Origin of the sequence: Klebsiella sp. MISC125 (assembly GCF_051131775.1) — a bacterium.
Taxonomy (GTDB): Bacteria; Pseudomonadota; Gammaproteobacteria; order Enterobacterales; family Enterobacteriaceae; genus Klebsiella.
The window spans coordinates 3213411-3228724 of the sequence record NZ_CP180448.1 but is presented as its reverse complement, the minus strand read 5'-3'; the positions used below and the strand labels follow the sequence as shown (position 1 = coordinate 3228724).

The 15314-nt window shown below is 56.7% G+C and carries 14 protein-coding genes; 7 read left to right on the top strand and 7 right to left on the bottom strand.

The features are described 5' to 3' along the window. Positions 1-8 precede the first annotated feature (8 nt). The 3 genes from ACMYSL_RS15340 to ACMYSL_RS15330 are packed head-to-tail and all read left to right on the top strand — an operon-like array spanning position 9 to position 5838. Entirely contained in the window at positions 9-1259 is a 1251-nt protein-coding gene (locus ACMYSL_RS15340) for a TolC family protein (protein ID WP_434658970.1), read from the top strand. Beyond that, positions 1256-2728 carry an efflux RND transporter periplasmic adaptor subunit gene (locus ACMYSL_RS15335; protein ID WP_434658969.1) on the top strand — a complete coding sequence of 491 codons (1473 nt, stop codon included), beginning with the start codon at positions 1256-1258 and terminating at the stop codon, positions 2726-2728. Before ACMYSL_RS15340 ends, ACMYSL_RS15335 begins: the two co-directional genes overlap by 4 nt. Then, entirely contained in the window at positions 2725-5838 is a 3114-nt protein-coding gene (locus ACMYSL_RS15330) for an efflux RND transporter permease subunit (RefSeq protein WP_434658968.1), read from the top strand. The genes ACMYSL_RS15335 and ACMYSL_RS15330 overlap by 4 nt, the downstream gene beginning before the upstream one ends. A gap of 167 nt (positions 5839-6005) precedes the next feature. Here ACMYSL_RS15330 and ACMYSL_RS15325 read toward each other — a convergent pair whose 3' ends face one another. Together ACMYSL_RS15325 and ACMYSL_RS15320 are read right to left on the bottom strand one after the other, a co-directional pair. Further along, on the bottom strand, positions 6006-6296 hold the full coding sequence (locus tag ACMYSL_RS15325; RefSeq protein WP_110274731.1) for a hypothetical protein: 291 nt from the start codon (positions 6294-6296) through the stop codon (positions 6006-6008). A 194-nt stretch (positions 6297-6490) separates the two neighbouring features. Further along, complete coding sequence (locus tag ACMYSL_RS15320) at positions 6491-7681, bottom strand: MFS transporter (protein ID WP_434658967.1); 1191 nt, start codon at positions 7679-7681, stop codon at positions 6491-6493. Between the two features lie 198 nt (positions 7682-7879). Between ACMYSL_RS15320 and ACMYSL_RS15315 the strand changes: the two genes are divergently transcribed. Beyond that, entirely contained in the window at positions 7880-8329 is a 450-nt protein-coding gene (locus ACMYSL_RS15315; RefSeq protein ID WP_434658966.1) for a VOC family protein, read from the top strand. 139 nt (positions 8330-8468) lie between these two features. On the opposite strand, the gene ACMYSL_RS15310 is transcribed toward ACMYSL_RS15315, so the two are convergent. After that, positions 8469-8858 (bottom strand): VOC family protein, encoded by a 390-nt coding sequence (locus tag ACMYSL_RS15310; protein WP_434658965.1) that lies wholly within the window; start codon positions 8856-8858, stop codon positions 8469-8471. Between the two features lie 178 nt (positions 8859-9036). On the opposite strand from ACMYSL_RS15310, the gene ACMYSL_RS15305 reads away from it, so the two are divergent. Beyond that, a complete protein-coding gene (locus ACMYSL_RS15305) occupies positions 9037-9657 on the top strand; it encodes a LysE family translocator (protein WP_434658964.1) in 621 nt (206 codons plus the stop codon). Between the two features lie 219 nt (positions 9658-9876). Further along, positions 9877-11064: a YbfB/YjiJ family MFS transporter gene (locus ACMYSL_RS15300; RefSeq protein WP_434658963.1), complete on the top strand. Its 1188-nt coding sequence runs from the start codon at positions 9877-9879 to the stop codon at positions 11062-11064. Here the strand turns inward: ACMYSL_RS15300 and ACMYSL_RS15295 are convergent. Beyond that, positions 11047-11883 carry a LysR substrate-binding domain-containing protein gene (locus ACMYSL_RS15295; protein ID WP_434658962.1) on the bottom strand — a complete coding sequence of 279 codons (837 nt, stop codon included), beginning with the start codon at positions 11881-11883 and terminating at the stop codon, positions 11047-11049. The genes ACMYSL_RS15300 and ACMYSL_RS15295 overlap by 18 nt on opposite strands. Positions 11884-11975: 92 nt before the next feature. Here ACMYSL_RS15295 and ACMYSL_RS15290 point away from each other — a divergent pair, with 92 nt between their 5' ends. Continuing rightward, positions 11976-13025 (top strand): NAD(P)H-dependent flavin oxidoreductase, encoded by a 1050-nt coding sequence (locus ACMYSL_RS15290; RefSeq protein WP_434658961.1) that lies wholly within the window; start codon positions 11976-11978, stop codon positions 13023-13025. Positions 13026-13043: 18 nt separating this feature from the next. Here ACMYSL_RS15290 and ACMYSL_RS15285 read toward each other — a convergent pair whose 3' ends face one another. Genes ACMYSL_RS15285 through ACMYSL_RS15275 form a run of 3 tightly spaced genes read right to left on the bottom strand, consistent with a single transcriptional unit; the run spans position 13044 to position 15294 of the window. Further along, positions 13044-13703, bottom strand: a complete 660-nt coding sequence (locus tag ACMYSL_RS15285; RefSeq protein ID WP_304258917.1) for a methionine ABC transporter permease — start codon at positions 13701-13703, stop codon at positions 13044-13046. Then, entirely contained in the window at positions 13700-14491 is a 792-nt protein-coding gene (locus tag ACMYSL_RS15280; RefSeq protein WP_434658960.1) for a methionine ABC transporter ATP-binding protein, read from the bottom strand. The genes ACMYSL_RS15285 and ACMYSL_RS15280 overlap by 4 nt, the downstream gene beginning before the upstream one ends. Continuing rightward, positions 14488-15294 (bottom strand): MetQ/NlpA family ABC transporter substrate-binding protein, encoded by an 807-nt coding sequence (locus ACMYSL_RS15275; protein WP_434658959.1) that lies wholly within the window; start codon positions 15292-15294, stop codon positions 14488-14490. The genes ACMYSL_RS15280 and ACMYSL_RS15275 overlap by 4 nt, the downstream gene beginning before the upstream one ends. Positions 15295-15314 lie beyond the last annotated feature (20 nt).

Below are 15314 nucleotides of genomic sequence, written 5' to 3'. Positions count from 1 at the left end.
GAGTCACTATGCACATCTTAAATAAGGCGGCCTTTGGGCTGCCGCTTCTGCTGTCGCTGATTTCAACCAACGGCTGGGCGACGACGCTGGCGGAGGCCCTATCGGCTGCGCAGAGCTACTCCGCCGAGCTTTCCGCTAACGATCATCAGGTTAACGCATTAGAAAACATGGCGGACTCCGCCATGCAGCTCCCCGACCCAAAGCTGAAATTTGGCATTGAGAACGTCCCGTTGGGCGGCAATAACGGCAGCCGTCTGACCCGTGAGGGTATGACCATGCAAAAGGTCGGCGTGATGCAGGACTACGTCAGCAGTACCAAGCGCGAGCGCAAAGCCGACTCGATAACTGCCGAGGCGCGACGAACCGCCGCCAACGCGGATGTGATTCGCGCCCGGCTCCAACGGGAAACCGCTCAGGCATGGCTGGCGCTGGCGGTGGCGCAGAAATCGCTACGCTCAGTACAGACATTGATCAGCGAAACTTCCCGGCAAATTGGCGTCCAGAAAGCGGGCGTCAGTAGCGATAGCGCCAGTCCCAGCAGCGTGCTGGACGTTCAACTGGCATTGAATGCGATGAAAAATGAGCAGGATAACGCGCGTCGCGATGTACAGGTCGCTCAGGCGCGCTTGATGCAGCTCACCGGCAAGGATGTGCGCGATATCTCCGGCCCGCTGCCGCGCATCGAACGACTTCCGGCGGATGAAACTACCTTAATCGAGGGGGTTAAACTCCATCCGGAGCTGATTCAGGCCGCGCGCGAAGCCGATCTGGCAAAAGCGAAATCAGGGCAATCGGAGGTGGCGGCGATCCCCGACGTCGGCGTTGAAGTCTATTACGCCAGACGTGGGGATGATTACGACGACATGGTTGGAGTGATGTTCACTGTCGATATGCCTATTTTTCAGGGCAAACGTCAGGACAAAGACCACGCCGCCGATGTTTCGCGCGCCTTTGAGGCCAACGACCAGCTAACGCTACTCCTGCGCGAACACCAGGCGCAGCAGTATCAGCTGATCTCGCAATATAACGCGGCGAAAGCAATATACGACCGCCAGCAAAGCGAGGTGCTGCCGCTGCTGCGCAAAAAAGTCAGCCTCGTAAATGCCCAATATCGGGCGGGCAGCTCTGCGCTTAGCGAGCTGTTATCCGTGCGTCGCGATCTGCTGAGCGGCGAAATCGCCAGCAACAATGCCGAGAAAGCGCTCGCTGACGCGTGGGCTGCCATTCGCTACCTGATTCCGCAGGATGTTAAAAAATGAAGCTTAAATCTGTTATTACCCTGGCGGCGCTGGCCGTCGCCCTTGCCGCTGCGGGCGGATACTGGCTGGGCGCACGAAAAGCCCCGACAATGGTCAACGGTGGGGAGGAAGCGGCAGCAGGCCGCACAGTGCTGTACTGGTACGATCCGATGACCCCCGGCACGCGTTTTGATAAGCCGGGCAAATCGCCATTTATGGATATGGACCTGGTTCCGCGCTATGCCGATGAAGGCGAGGGCGATAATGCGGGCGGCGTGCTGATTAGCGCTCGCCAGCAGCAAAATCTCGGCGTGCGTACGGCAAAGGTTTCCCGTCAGGCGCTGGCGCTCAAACTCAACGCGTTTGGTACCGTTGCTATTGACGAACGCAGCGTTGAAACGGTTCCAGCGCTGGCTAATGGCCTGATTGAGAAGCTTTACGTCAACGCCTCGCAGCAATTTGTGAAAAAGAATCAAGCGCTGGCCGAACTGTGGATCCCGCAGTGGGCGGCAGCGCAGCAGGAGTATCTGGCGGTGAGGCAGCTTGGCGATAGCGGGCTCACCGCCGCCGCGCGCGGGCGCTTGCAGTTGCAGTTTATGCCGGAAGCGATTATTCGCAGCGTTGAGCGCAGCGGCAAACCGCAAACCCGCATGACCGTTCGCGCGCCAAACGCGGGTTACGTCAATAAACTCGATGTGCGAACCGGTGCGCAGGTGACGGCCACTCAGGCGCTGTTCGAACTGGCGAGCCTCGACCCGGTATGGATAGTGATTGATTACCCGGAAAACCAGGCCAGCCTGCTGCGTCTCGGTAGCCAGGTGACGGCGACCACCAGCAGCTGGCCCGGGCTGACCTTCCAGGGCAAAGTCAGTGAATTGCTGCCCGACCTCGAAGCCACCACCCGCACCCTGAAAGCGCGCGTGGTGCTGGAGAATCCGCAGCATCAACTGAAGCCGGGAATGTACTTAAACGTCCAGTTGGCTGAGGCGAATCAGAGCCGCGCCGTTCTGATCATCCCGGAAGAGGCGCTGATCGCCACCGGCACCAGCAACCGCGTGCTGATCGCTGATGGCGAAGGGCATTTCCGTCCGGTTGAGGTCACCGCCGGACGCGCGCAGAACGGGCTGGTCGAGATCAAATCCGGCCTCGAAGAGGGCCAGCAGGTGGTCACCTCCGGCCAGTTCCTGATCGACTCCGAAGCCAGCCTGCGCAGCGCGCTGCCGCAAATCGCCGGGCAGGAGGGCGAGGAGGCTAAAACGTACTCGACGCACGGCGTTATCAAAGTGCTGAACGATGAATCGGTCACCATTGAGCATCAGCCGGTCCCGGAACTGAAGTGGCCAGCGATGACCATGGATTTTGCCATTACGCTGCAGCAGCGTCAGCAAATCCGCCCCGGCGAGTCGGTGATGTTTAGCTTTTCCCTGACCGACGACGGGGCGCAAGTCACCTCAATCATGCCGATGACCGGCGCTAAGGAGCAGCCATGATTGCCGCCGTTATCCGCTGGTCATTGCGCAACCGGCTGCTGGTGCTGCTGGCGACGCTCATTATGGCGGCCTGGGGCGTCTGGTCGGTACAGCAGGCACCGCTGGATGCGTTACCGGATCTCTCCGATACTCAAGTGATCATCCGCGTCAGCTATCCCGGCAAAGCGCCGCAAATTGTTGAAGACCAGGTCACTTATCCGCTGACCACCACCATGCTATCGGTACCGGGTGCGAAAACCGTACGTGGCTTTTCGATGTTCGGCGATTCCTACGTTTACGTGCTGTTTGATGACGGCACCGACCCGTACTGGGCGCGCTCCCGCGTGCTGGAGTATCTGAGCCAAATCCAGAGCAGCCTGCCGCCGGAAGCGAAAGCCTCGTTAGGGCCGGACGCCACCGGCGTCGGCTGGGTGTTTGAATATGTGCTCACCGATAAAAGCGGTAAGCACAGCCTCGGCGATTTGCGGGCGATTCAGGACTGGATCCTCAAATATGAGCTGAAAACCGTGCCGGATGTCTCAGAGGTCGCCAGCGTCGGCGGGATGGTGAAAGAGTACCAGGTGATCCTCAACCCTGACCGGCTGCGGGCACTGAACGTGACTCACGAGCAGGTGATTAGCGCCGTTCAGAGCGCCAACCAGGAGGGAGGCGGCTCGGTGCTGGAGCTGGGCGAAGCCGAATATATGGTACGCACTACCGGCTACCTGAAATCCATCGACGACTTTAATCAGGTGGTGATTGCCTCGCGCAACGGCGTGCCGGTGCTGCTTTCCGACGTTGCCAGCGTGCGCCGCGGCCCGGCGATTCGTCGCGGTGTCGCCGAACTCAACGGTGAAGGGGAAGTGGCGGGCGGGATTATCATTATGCGTTCGGGCAAAAATGCGCTGACCACCATTAACGCGGTGAAGGCCAAACTGGCGGAAGTCAAAAAAAGCCTGCCCGCTGGCGTGGAGATTGTCCCGGTGTACGACCGCTCGCAGCTGATTAAAAACTCGGTTGAGACTCTGACCCATAAGCTTATCGAAGAGTTTATCGTCGTGGCGGTGGTCTGCTCGCTGTTCCTGTTCCACTTTCGCAGCGCCCTGGTGGCGATGATCACGCTGCCACTGGGGATCCTCGGCGCGTTTATCGTCATGCACTATCAGGGCGTCAGCGCTAATATGATGTCGCTCGGCGGGATTGCGATTGCCATCGGGGCGATGGTGGATGCGGCAATCGTGATGATTGAAAATATGCATAAGGTGCTGGAGCAGTGGCGGCACGATCATCCCGAGCGCCAGCCATCTTCAGATGATTACTGGAAAATTGCCCAGCAGGCGGCGTCGGAAGTGGGGCCTGCGCTGTTTTGCAGCCTGCTGATCATCACCCTGTCGTTTATTCCGGTATTCACCCTCGAGGCGCAGGAAGGCAAGATGTTCTCGCCGCTGGCCTTCACTAAAACATACTCGATGGCGGTAGCCGCCGGACTGGGGATCACCCTGGTTCCGGTGCTGATGGGTTATTTTATTCGCGGCAAAATCCCCGATGAGACCGCTAATCCGCTCAACCGCTGGCTGATTCGCGCCTATGAACCGCTGCTGGATAAAGTGTTGCAGTGGCCAAAAGCGACGCTGGCCGCCGCCGGTGTGCTGCTGGTTGCCACGCTATGGCCGCTGGCTCAGCTTGGCAGCGAATTCCTGCCGCAGATTGATGAGGGCGATCTGCTGTATATGCCGTCCACGTTGCCGGGGATCTCCAGCCGCGAAGCCGGACGCCTGCTACAACAAACCGATCGCCTGATTAAAACCATTCCTGAGGTGCAAAGCGTGTTTGGCAAAGCCGGTCGTGCCGATAGCGCCACCGACCCGGCGCCGCTGACGATGCTGGAAACCACCATTCAGTTCAAGCCAAAAAGCGAATGGCGGCCCGGTATGACCATGGATAAGCTGATTAGCGAGCTGGATAACACGGTGAAAGTGCCGGGGATTGCCAACGTCTGGGTGCCACCGATCCGTAACCGCCTTGATATGCTGGCAACCGGCATTAAAAGCCCGGTCGGCATCAAAGTGAACGGCAACAATCTGGTGGAAATTGAAAAAACCGCCGAGGAGATCGAGCGCATCGTGCGCAACGTACCGGGAGTGACGTCGGCGCTGGCTGAGCGTCTCGACGGTGGACGCTATATTGATATCAAGATCGACCGGGTAAAAGCGGCCCGCTATGGCGTGTCGGTGAAAGAGCTGCAATCGGTGGTCGCCAGCGTAGTGGGCGGCGATAACATTGGCGAGACCATCGAAGGGCGTGAACGTTACCCGATAAGCGTGCGCTATCCGCGTGAAATGCGCGACTCGCTGCAAAAGCTGCGCGATCTGCCGGTGGTCACCAGCGGCGGGGCGCAGGTGGCACTGTCCGAGCTGGCGGATATCGCCATCACCGACGGCCCACCGATGCTAAAAAGCGAAAACGCCCGCCTGTCGGACTGGATCTACGTCGATATTCGCGGCCGCGATCTGAAATCCGCTGTTGACGAAATGCAGAGTGAGGTCAGCAAACAGGTTAAATTGCCGGAAGGGATCTCGCTGACCTGGTCCGGGCAGTATGAATATCTGGAGCGGGCCACTGAAAAGCTGAAAATCGTGCTGCCGTTTACCCTGATGATCATCTTCGTGCTGCTTTACGTTACCTTCAGCAAGGTTAAAGACGCGCTGTTGATAATGGGTACCTTGCCGTTTTCGCTGATTGGCGGCGTCTGGTTGCTGTGGCTGCTGGGCTATAACCTGTCGGTGGCGGCCGCCGTTGGCTTTATTGCGCTAGCGGGCGTCGCGGCGGAGTTTGGGGTGATTATGGTGCTCTATTTAAATCAGGCGATCGCCAAAAGGCGTGAGCAACTGGATGATCGGACCCTCAATGAAGCGATTCATGAAGGGGCGGTGCTGCGCGTGCGCCCGAAAGTGATGACCGTCGCGACGATTATGGCCGGGTTGCTGCCGATTATGTGGGGGGGAGGGACCGGCTCAGAGGTGATGCAGCGTATTGCCGCACCGATGATCGGTGGGATGATCACCGCGCCGCTGCTGTCGATGCTGGTGATCCCAGCGGTGTATCTGCTCACGCACCGCAAAAAGCGCTAACGTTATCAATTCCCCCGGGCCAGGCGGTCCGGGGAAGCATTAGATACTGTGCTCGTATTTCTGCCGGGCGGCGGCTGGCGCCTTGCACGGCCTACAAAACCCGCCATATCATCAGGTGACTCATTTTCCGCAGGCCCGGGCCCGAGAGGCGCACTTTATCAGTAATCTCAGTCAGCGTTTTTAAGGTCTTCCGCACGTTTGGCGGTGGCGTAGACAAAATCCAGCATCGGTTCGAGGTCAGTGTCATAGCCAGCCTGAATGATTTTGCCGCGAAGCCATTCGATCTCGCTGGCAATATCCGAGTGGAATATATTGTTGTCCTGGGCTTTGCGTAGCCATTTCAGCAGGAAGTTATTCTTCCCGCGAACGCCGCCCGATTTCTTTGAATTTGCGTGTATTTTCAGCGCAACCAGAATGCAGTAATAGAAATGAACGCGCTGATTAAAACTTTGGTGCATGTCTTTTATTTCCCGCCAGAATCAGGTTGAGGACGGGCATGGACCTTAATCATGCGGTCTCTGATATCCACCCGTGCCACCATTGCGCCGCCAGCCGGACGCTGAGGCGATGGTGGCACGGAAGCCGAATAGCAGTCAAATATTGATTAGTTTTTTACCAGACAATGCGAGAAACGCCGTCCGAAGAGTATTCCTCAGGCCCGCTGCAAATCAGCGCGTTGTCGTAGATAAATTCGCAAAATCAATATAAATGCCAGCGCGACCACCACCGCGGCGAGCAAATAAATAGTGTCCAGACCGTAATAACCCGCCACCCATCCGGCAACCGGGCCGGTTAACCCCAGCGCCAGATCGAGAAATGCCGAATAGGTACCCAGGGCAGTTCCCTGATTTTGCTCTTCGACCTGCTTCACCGCTTCAACCCCAAGCGCCGGGAAGACCAGCGAAAAACCTGAACCAGTGAGGAATGCGCCGATTCCGGCAATCCACGCAGAAGAGGCATACCAGATGATCAGCAGGCCCAGACACTCCACCATAAAACAGGCTAACGATACCGGCACGCCGCCGTAGCGGGTAATCATGTTGCCCAACACCAGGCGGATGCAGATAAAGCCGACGCTGAACAGGGAAAGTGTAAACGCCGCGCCTTGCCAGCTATGGGCGGAAAAGTAGAGCGTAATAAAGGTGGCGATAACCCCGAAACCCACGGTGCTCAGCGCCAGCCCCATCCCGTAAGGCCAAATTTTGCGCACCACCACATGAAACGGTGCCCGGATACCCGCCGTCACGCTGACGTCCTGACGGGTACGGGCAAACAGTAGCCCCACGATGGCCACCAGCACCACGACAATGGCAAATCCGCTAATGCCAAAATAGCTATTGAGCAGCACCCCCAGCGGGGCGCCGACCGCCATCGCCACATAGGTCGCCACGCCGTTCCATGAAATAACTCGCGAAGTGTGGATCGCGCCAACGGTTTTAATCCCCCACAAGGTTGCGCCGGTGGCGGTAAAACTTTCCCCGACGCCGAGGAAAATACGGCCGACCAGTAAAGCGGTCACCGCCAGCGGCGGCACGGCCTGCAAAAGGACGGCGAGCAGGGTAAACAGCCCGCTCAACATGCAGCAAATAATCCCCAGACTGACAACTTTTTTTGGCCCCCAGATATCGGTATAGCGGCCTGCATGGGGGCGGCTGACCAGCGTGGCGATGTACTGAAGGCTGATGACCACCCCGGCGATAAAGGTGCTGTATCCCAGTTGGTAATGGATATAGCCGGGCAACACGGCGAGCGGCAGGCCAATCGAGAGATAACAAATACAGGTAAAGACAACGATCGAAATAATGCGCAGATTAAGCTGAGTGGTGCTGACGGAAGTGGTCATAACGCTAAGTATTTAAAACAAAAGGGAAGCTAAGCATAGCGCAGTGCTGCCGGGCGCGACGAGCAGACCATGCGCTTTCTCAATGATTCAGCCAAACCTACTAAAAATTCTAATGTGTGAAGAGGAATCTGGGCAAGCGGCACGCAACAGAGTATAAAATTTGTTAAATCATCACGGACAATGACCAGGAGAAAGAGTATGGAAGACGATTTAGCGGGTATGGATGTGTTGTTTGTTGCGGGCTTTGGGCCGATAACGCAATCAACCTCAGACAGTAGCGCATTTTATACCGATGCGCTGGGCCTGCCGTTAAAACCGATGCCCAATAATGAAGATTACGTGCTCACCGATCATGACGCGTTGGGTGGGGTAAAACATTTTGCCCTTTGGCCGCTGGCACAGGCCGCTCGCTCCTGTTTTGGCGCCGACTGTTGGCCTGACGATCTCCCCATTCCCCAGGCGTGGATCGAGTTTGAAGTGCGCGATATTGACTCCGCGACCGACGTGTTGAAAGCCAGAGGCTATCGTCTGCTGGTCGATAACCGCATGGAACCCTGGGGCCAGACCGTGACGCGACTGCTTAGCCCGGAAGGACTGCTGGCCGGGGTTACCGTCACCCCGTGGCTGCGCGAGGACATCTCCAGATAAAATGTCGGGATGGTTTTCTCCCTCTCCCTGTGGGAGAGGGCCGGGGTGAGGGCATCTGTGCGAATATCCTCCTCACTCTAATCTCTAACCGAAGGGGAGAAGGAACCGCTTCTCAGATCTTCGGGGGAAGGAGAAGTCATTACGGCCAGCTTCTGTTTTGCAGCACGACCCGATAGCCGTCGTGGTCGACAAAGGTTTTGCCGTTTACATTCCAGTACGGATTAAACGCGCTGGCCTGCACAAAACCGGCGGCCAGCATTTTCTCGCATTGCGCATGCCACTGTGCAATTTGCGGATAATACAGCACCTGCAAATCTTCCTCGCTGGGTGAGGGCGTTACCGGATGGTGGTGGCAGAGAGTGAATTCAAGGTGCCAGCCGAGATCCCGACGTCCGACCATAATCCCACTAAAACCATCATGAGCGTTGAACTCACCGATTTTCTCCAGCCCCAGCCCTTCGCAGTACATTTTGCTACTGGTGGCAAGATTGGTGACTGGCCTGGCGATACGCATTTGAATAAGTGTCATAAGTACCTGTCTTGATGAGCGTTTGGTCGAATGACTGTACCTGCTTTTGCGTCCGGCATTTGTCGCGAAGAGCTTTTGTACCGTGCAAGTTGTCAGCACTCGATTGCGATAATATGAAATTTATTTGATTGCTTCAGTAGGGGCGTTTGCCTAAAATCCTCGCTTTCGGAGAGACAAAATGTCCGTCGCAGATTCCCTTCTTGCTTACTCTTTTGCAGCACTCCTGCTGACTCTTACCCCAGGCCTCGATACGGCCCTGATCTTACGAACGTCCACCGTTGAAGGCGGTAAAAAAGCCTTCCAGGCAGCGTTAGGTATTGATGTGGGATGTTTTATCTGGGGCGCGGTGGTCGCTTTTGGTCTTGGGGCGTTACTGGCGGCATCGGCGCTGGCGTATGACCTGCTAAAGTGGTGTGGTGCCGTTTATTTGTGTTGGTTGGGCGTTCAGTTAATTCTCCGACCGCGCCGTTATTTTAATTGCCAGGAAATGGCGAAGACTCCCGCCAGCAACTGGTTTTTAAAAGGGATGCTGGGCAATGTGCTTAATCCCAAGATGGGCATATTTTATGTGTCTTTCCTGCCGCAGTTTATTCCCGCTGGCCACTCCCCGGTGGGCTGGACTTTTCTGCTGGTCGCCATTCATGTCCTGATCGGTACACTGTGGTCGCTAACTCTCATAATAGCCAGCCGTTTTGCCGCTAATCTGTTGAAAACGCCGCTGTTTATTCAGTGGATGGATCGCGTTACCGGCGGCGTTTTTATGCTGTTTGCCGCCAAACTGGCGCTAAGCCATCGCTAAATGATCCCGGACACGGATGTTCGGGGCTCACACCCGTTTACGCCATATTTCGCCCCCCGACGAAGCATCTCCATACCTTTTACGTAAAGTCTCTCACCATGCAGGGCGACAAGCCTCTGCATGGAGTCACTTGCGCGTCGGGTTAACCGATATCATAATGAAAAGAGAATAATTATTAACAATAATTCTCTTTTTGAGATTAAATTAAAGGGGTAACAGGTGAACGTTGGCGAAATCAGACCTGAGTTAAAGGCTTTTCTACTGGCGCTGTCCGGTTCAGTCGTACTGATCATTGGTATGGGCTACGGGCGTTTTGCCTATACCGGCATCCTGCCGCTGATGCTGAACGAGCAGGTGCTCTCGCTGCGCGAAGGCAATCTTGCCGCCTCGGCAAACTACGCCGGTTATCTGGCGGGTGCATTGCTGCTGGCGAAAACCAGGCCTGCGGACGCCAGATTGTTAAGTCTACTTTCCGCGCTGCTAACGTTGCTGTGCATGGCTGTACTGGCATTTTTAGTTTCGCCACTGGCGATTATCGTGGTACGCGGTATTGCTGGATTGTTGAGCGCGGTCACGTTGATTGCCGCTTCGCTGTGGCTGCTACAGCATATGAAGCATCATAACGGCGCGCCGGTGCTCTATTCCGGCGTCGGGATGGGAATATTTCTGTCGGCGGAAGTTATCTACCTGGGCAAGTCGCTGGCGCTCTCCAGCCAGCAAATCTGGTTGATATGTGCAATAAGCGCTGGCGTCCTGTTTGTGTTGGCTCTGCGCTTATTGCTGAGTCCGGCCGATTATCTTATCGCTTACAAACCTGCCGATACCGCACAGCATGAGCAGGCAGAGGGTGGGGCGCGCGAGGCGTGGAAGCTGCTGCTGATCTATGGCCTGGCCGGTTTCGGCTACATTATTACCGCCACCTATCTGCCGCTGTTTCTCAGCGGTTCGCTGAACGCCATCGATCCGGTGCAAATCTGGGCTATCTTCGGACTTGCGGCGGTTCCGTCATGTTTTGTCTGGCATCGGCTGGTGATTAAGTTTGGCTATCGCCGCACGTTTACTGCAAATCTGCTGATTCAGGCGTTCGGCGTGATCCTTCCAGCGTGGAGCCATTCGTTACCCTTTTGCATACTGAGCGCGCTGCTGGTTGGTTTCACCTTTTTGGGGACGGTGACCATCGCGCTATCGCAGGGAAGGCGGCTGAACCATCTGGTGTCATTCAATATGGTTGCGGCGATGACCGCGACCTATGGCGTAGGGCAAATTATCGGCCCGCTGGTCGCCGAGGCGCTGTATAACCGCAGCGGATCGTTCAATCCTTCGCTAAGCGCGGCGGCATTTGCGCTTCTGGTCGCCGCTGCGCTGGTCGCGATGGGAGTCCGGCGGCAGTCAAATGTCGGACGCTGATTCAAGGAGCTGGCGCATATGTTCAAGGGCCGGTGAGGTATAGCCTTTGCGCCAGATAAGTTGCGTGTTCGCTTGTCCGACCGGCCGCACCTGGCACCCCAAGGGCAACGCCAGGGTATCAAGCACGCTTTGTGGCAACAGGCAGGCGTAGCCGCCGGAGGCCACACAGGCGATCATCGCGTGGTATGAGCTGACGTCCTGAATGTCGACCTGCGTGTCTACCCACTGAGCCAGGAAAATTTCGCCCTGTGCCCGATAGGAACAGCCTTCCGGGAAGGCGGCAAAGCGAAAATTTTGCTGATTAACCGGGATGACCAGTACCAGTTGTTCATTAAATATCGGCACGGATTCAATGTCGGCAGGTGCGGCTGCGCCCTGCGGCAGGCAGACCAGTGCGCAATCGAGAGAAGCGTCAAGCACCTGCTGAATAAGCGGGCGGGTCGGCTGCGTTTTTAGCGTCAGCGTCACCTCCGGGCATTGGGTGTGGAAGAGAGGGAGAAGCTGCGGCAGACGGCTGGCGGCGGTGGCATCCATCGCCCCCATGCGTAAATTCCCCCCCGGCATGGCTGGATGCAGCGCCTGTTTGGCCTCTTCGGCGAGGCTGAGGATCTTCACGGCATAGCCCAAAAAGTTCTCCCCGGCGGGCGACAGCAGCATCTTCTTATTGCCGCGGGCAAAAAGTTCAACTTCCAGCTCTTCTTCCAGTTGATGAATGCGGGTGGTGATATTGGATTGCGCCCGCCCGAGAAGCTTTGCCGCACGGGTGACGCTCTGCTCCTGCGCCACCGTTTTGAAAATCTGTAATGTGGTGTGGTTCATATTTTTATTCTTAATTTGAAAATAATATTGATATTAGCATCTCTAAAAGAGATTTTAATCAGCCAATCGCGCAAATTTTAACAGGACAGCCCATGAGCAACCGGCTTACGCAGCAGCTTGATATCGATTATCCCATTATTCAGGCACCGATGGCGGGGGTCTCGACGCCGGAACTGGCGGCGGCGGTGAGCCATGCCGGGGCGCTTGGCTCGCTGGGGCTGGGATCGTCTACGGTGGCTCAGGCTGAAGCGTTAATTAACCGGACCCGGCAGTTAACGACGCGACCGTTTAACGTCAATCTGTTTTGCCACGACCCTGCGATCCGCGACCCGCAGCGTGAGGCGCAGTGGATTGAGCAATTGCGCCCCGAGTTTTCCCGTTTTAATCGTCATCCCCCCGAAACGCTGGCGGAAATTTATCTCAGTTTTCAACAGAATCCACAGATGGCAGAGCTGCTGCTCGACCTCGCTCCGGCGGTGATCAGCTTTCATTTTGGCATCCCGGATCGGGAGGTTATCCGCCGGATGCGCGAAAAAGGTATCGTCACCCTGGCGAGCGCCACCTGCGTTAAGGAAGCGCTATGGATCGCAGCGCACGGGATCGATATGGTTGTTGCGCAGGGCTACGAAGCCGGTGGTCATCGTGGGATGTTTGACCCGCTCGCGCCCGACGGGCAGATGAGCACCTTTACCCTGGTTCAGGCGCTGAAACAGCAGATGGAATTACCGATCATTGCTGCAGGCGGGATTATGGACGGCGCGGGAATTAACAGCGTGATGAACCTTGGCGCTGAGGGCGTACAGCTTGGCACGGCCTTCTTGCTGTGCCCGGAATCCGCCGCCGATGCTGGTTATCGGCAGGCTATTAAAGACCGTTCCGATGGGCAGACTTTTTTAACCTCGGCGATTTCCGGGCGTCCGGCAAGATGTATTGCGAATGGCTGGCGTGAGATGAAAGAATTGCACGCGGTACCGGCGTATCCCGTGGCTTACGATGTCGGGAAAGCGCTGGCGACTGCGGCAAAGGCCCAGGGCGATCATCAGTACGGCGCGCACTGGGCGGGACAGGGCGTTAATCTTATTCGTGAGCTTTCGGCGGCTGAACTGATTCAAACCCTGATTAGCGAAAGCGGTTTTCAATAGCGAAAACCGCATGTCCCGCTAACGTCGGTGCGCTAAACCGCGCACCAGACGGTCGCCGACCATCTGTACGCCCTGCACAAGCGCGACCAGAATCAGTACCGTCCCGACCATCACCTCATTATTAAAACGCTGATAGCCGTAACGAATCGCCAGGTCGCCCAGCCCGCCGCCGCCAATCACGCCCGCCATCGAGGAAAAACCGATCAGCATCACGATGGTTAGCGTGATGCCCGCCAGCAGCGTCGGCAGCGCTTCCGGCAACAGCGATTTAAAGATGACGTGCCAGATATTGCCGCCCATCGACAAAATCGCCTCGATACGCCCGTAATCCACCTCATCCAGCGCATTCTCAGTGAGCCGAGCGAAGAACGGAAAAGCGCCAATCGTGATCGGAACCACTGCGGCAGTACTACCCAGGGTGGTGCCGATAATCAGTCGGGTGAAAGGGATCAACGCAATCAGCAGGACGATAAACGGCAGCGAACGCCCAAAGTTGATAATTGCTCCCAGTATTGTGTTTAGCTTTGGCATCGGCGACAGACCATTGCGACGTGAGACAAACAGTAGCACGCCGGTAGGTAGCCCGATCAGCACCGTAAACAGTGCCGCCAGACCGACCATATAAATGGTATCTACCGTGCCCTGAAGCAACAGCGGCCAGAGATCTTGCCAACTCATGCTACCCCGCATAATGGCCTCCCGTGAAATCCGTGGCGGGCGAGAAAATCCCGTTCCGCCTGAGGGTCGTGCAGTAGCGATTGTCGCAGCCGTGACCACGGGGCCACCAGCAGATCGGCAATTCTCCCGCTTTCAATAATCTCCCCGTGCTCCAGCAGTGCCGCGTGATCGCAGAGGGTTTTTACCACCTCCAGCTCGTGGGTGATTAGCACGATAGTCAGGTTCAGTTGTTGATTAATATCTGCCAGCAGGCTAAGCACCGAGGCGGTGGTCTCGGGGTCGAGGGCGCTGGTGGCCTCATCGCACAGCAGAACATCCGGCCTTGCCGCCAGCGCGCGGGCGATACCGACGCGCTGCTTTTGCCCACCGGAAAGCTGAGACGGGAAGGCGGCGGCTTTGTCCGCCAGCCCCACCAGCTCAAGCAGCTCCGCGACGCGCGCCCGGCGGGCGGTTTTCGGCACCCTCGCGATCTCCAGCGGTACCGCGATATTGTCGGCCACGCTGCGGGCGTGCAGTAAATTAAAGTGCTGGAAGATCATCCCGGTGCGCAGCCGATACTCGCGCAGCGCGGTTTCATCCATCCTGGTAATATCATTCCCGTTCACAATTATGCGGCCCGAAGTGGGCCGCTCCAGCAAATTCAGGCAGCGTATCAGCGTACTTTTGCCTGCACCGCTGCGCCCGAGGATGCCGTAAACGGCACCTTTTGGTACTTGCAGAGAGACATCGTTTAACGCCGGTCGGCCTGTTCCGGCATAGGTTTTACTCAGCCCGACAACCTCAATCATGACTGAGGGGCTACCGGGATCACCGATCCGTTATATTTTTTACGGATAAATTCAGCAACCTGCGGTGAAGTGAGGTCTTTTGCCAGCGCCTTGATGCGCGGATCGTTAGCCAGCTCCGGCGTGGTCACCAGGATATTGGCATAAGGGTTATTGGTGGCGCTTTCCAGACCCAGCGCGTCTTTTGCCGGAACCAGTCCGGCTTCCAACGCATAGTTACCGTTGATCACCGCCAGGTCGACGTCGTCCAACGACCGAGGAATTTGTGGCGATTCAATTTCAAGAATCTTCAGATGCTTCGGGTTTTCGACGATATCTTTCGGTGTCGCCAGCGTGGTCGCCGGGTCGGTGAATTTTGCCGCCAGCTTAATCAGCCCCTGGCTTTGCAGTAGAAACAGCGCGCGGCTCAGGTTAGTGGTGTTGTTTGGCACTGCCACGGTGGCATTCTCAGGCAACGATTTAAAATCTTTATGTTTGCGCGAATAAATGCCCAGCGGCTCAATATGCACGGTCGCCGCAACGGCAAACGTTTTGCCAAGCGCCTTTTCCTGATCTTTCAGATAGGGCACGTGCTGGAAATAGTTGGCATCGACGTCGCCGTTGGCCAGCAGTTCGTTGGCATTCACGCCGCTGGTTAATTCGACAATTTTCAAATCGAGGCTGGGATCGATTTTTTTAATGTAGTTCAGGATTTCAGCGTGCGGCACCGGGTCAGCGGCAACGCGCAGCGCGGCGGCCTGGGCGGAAGTCCACGCCAGAGAGAGAGACAGTGCGACCCCTGCCAGTTTAAATGCGGCATATTTCATTATCTTATTCCTTTTGCTTG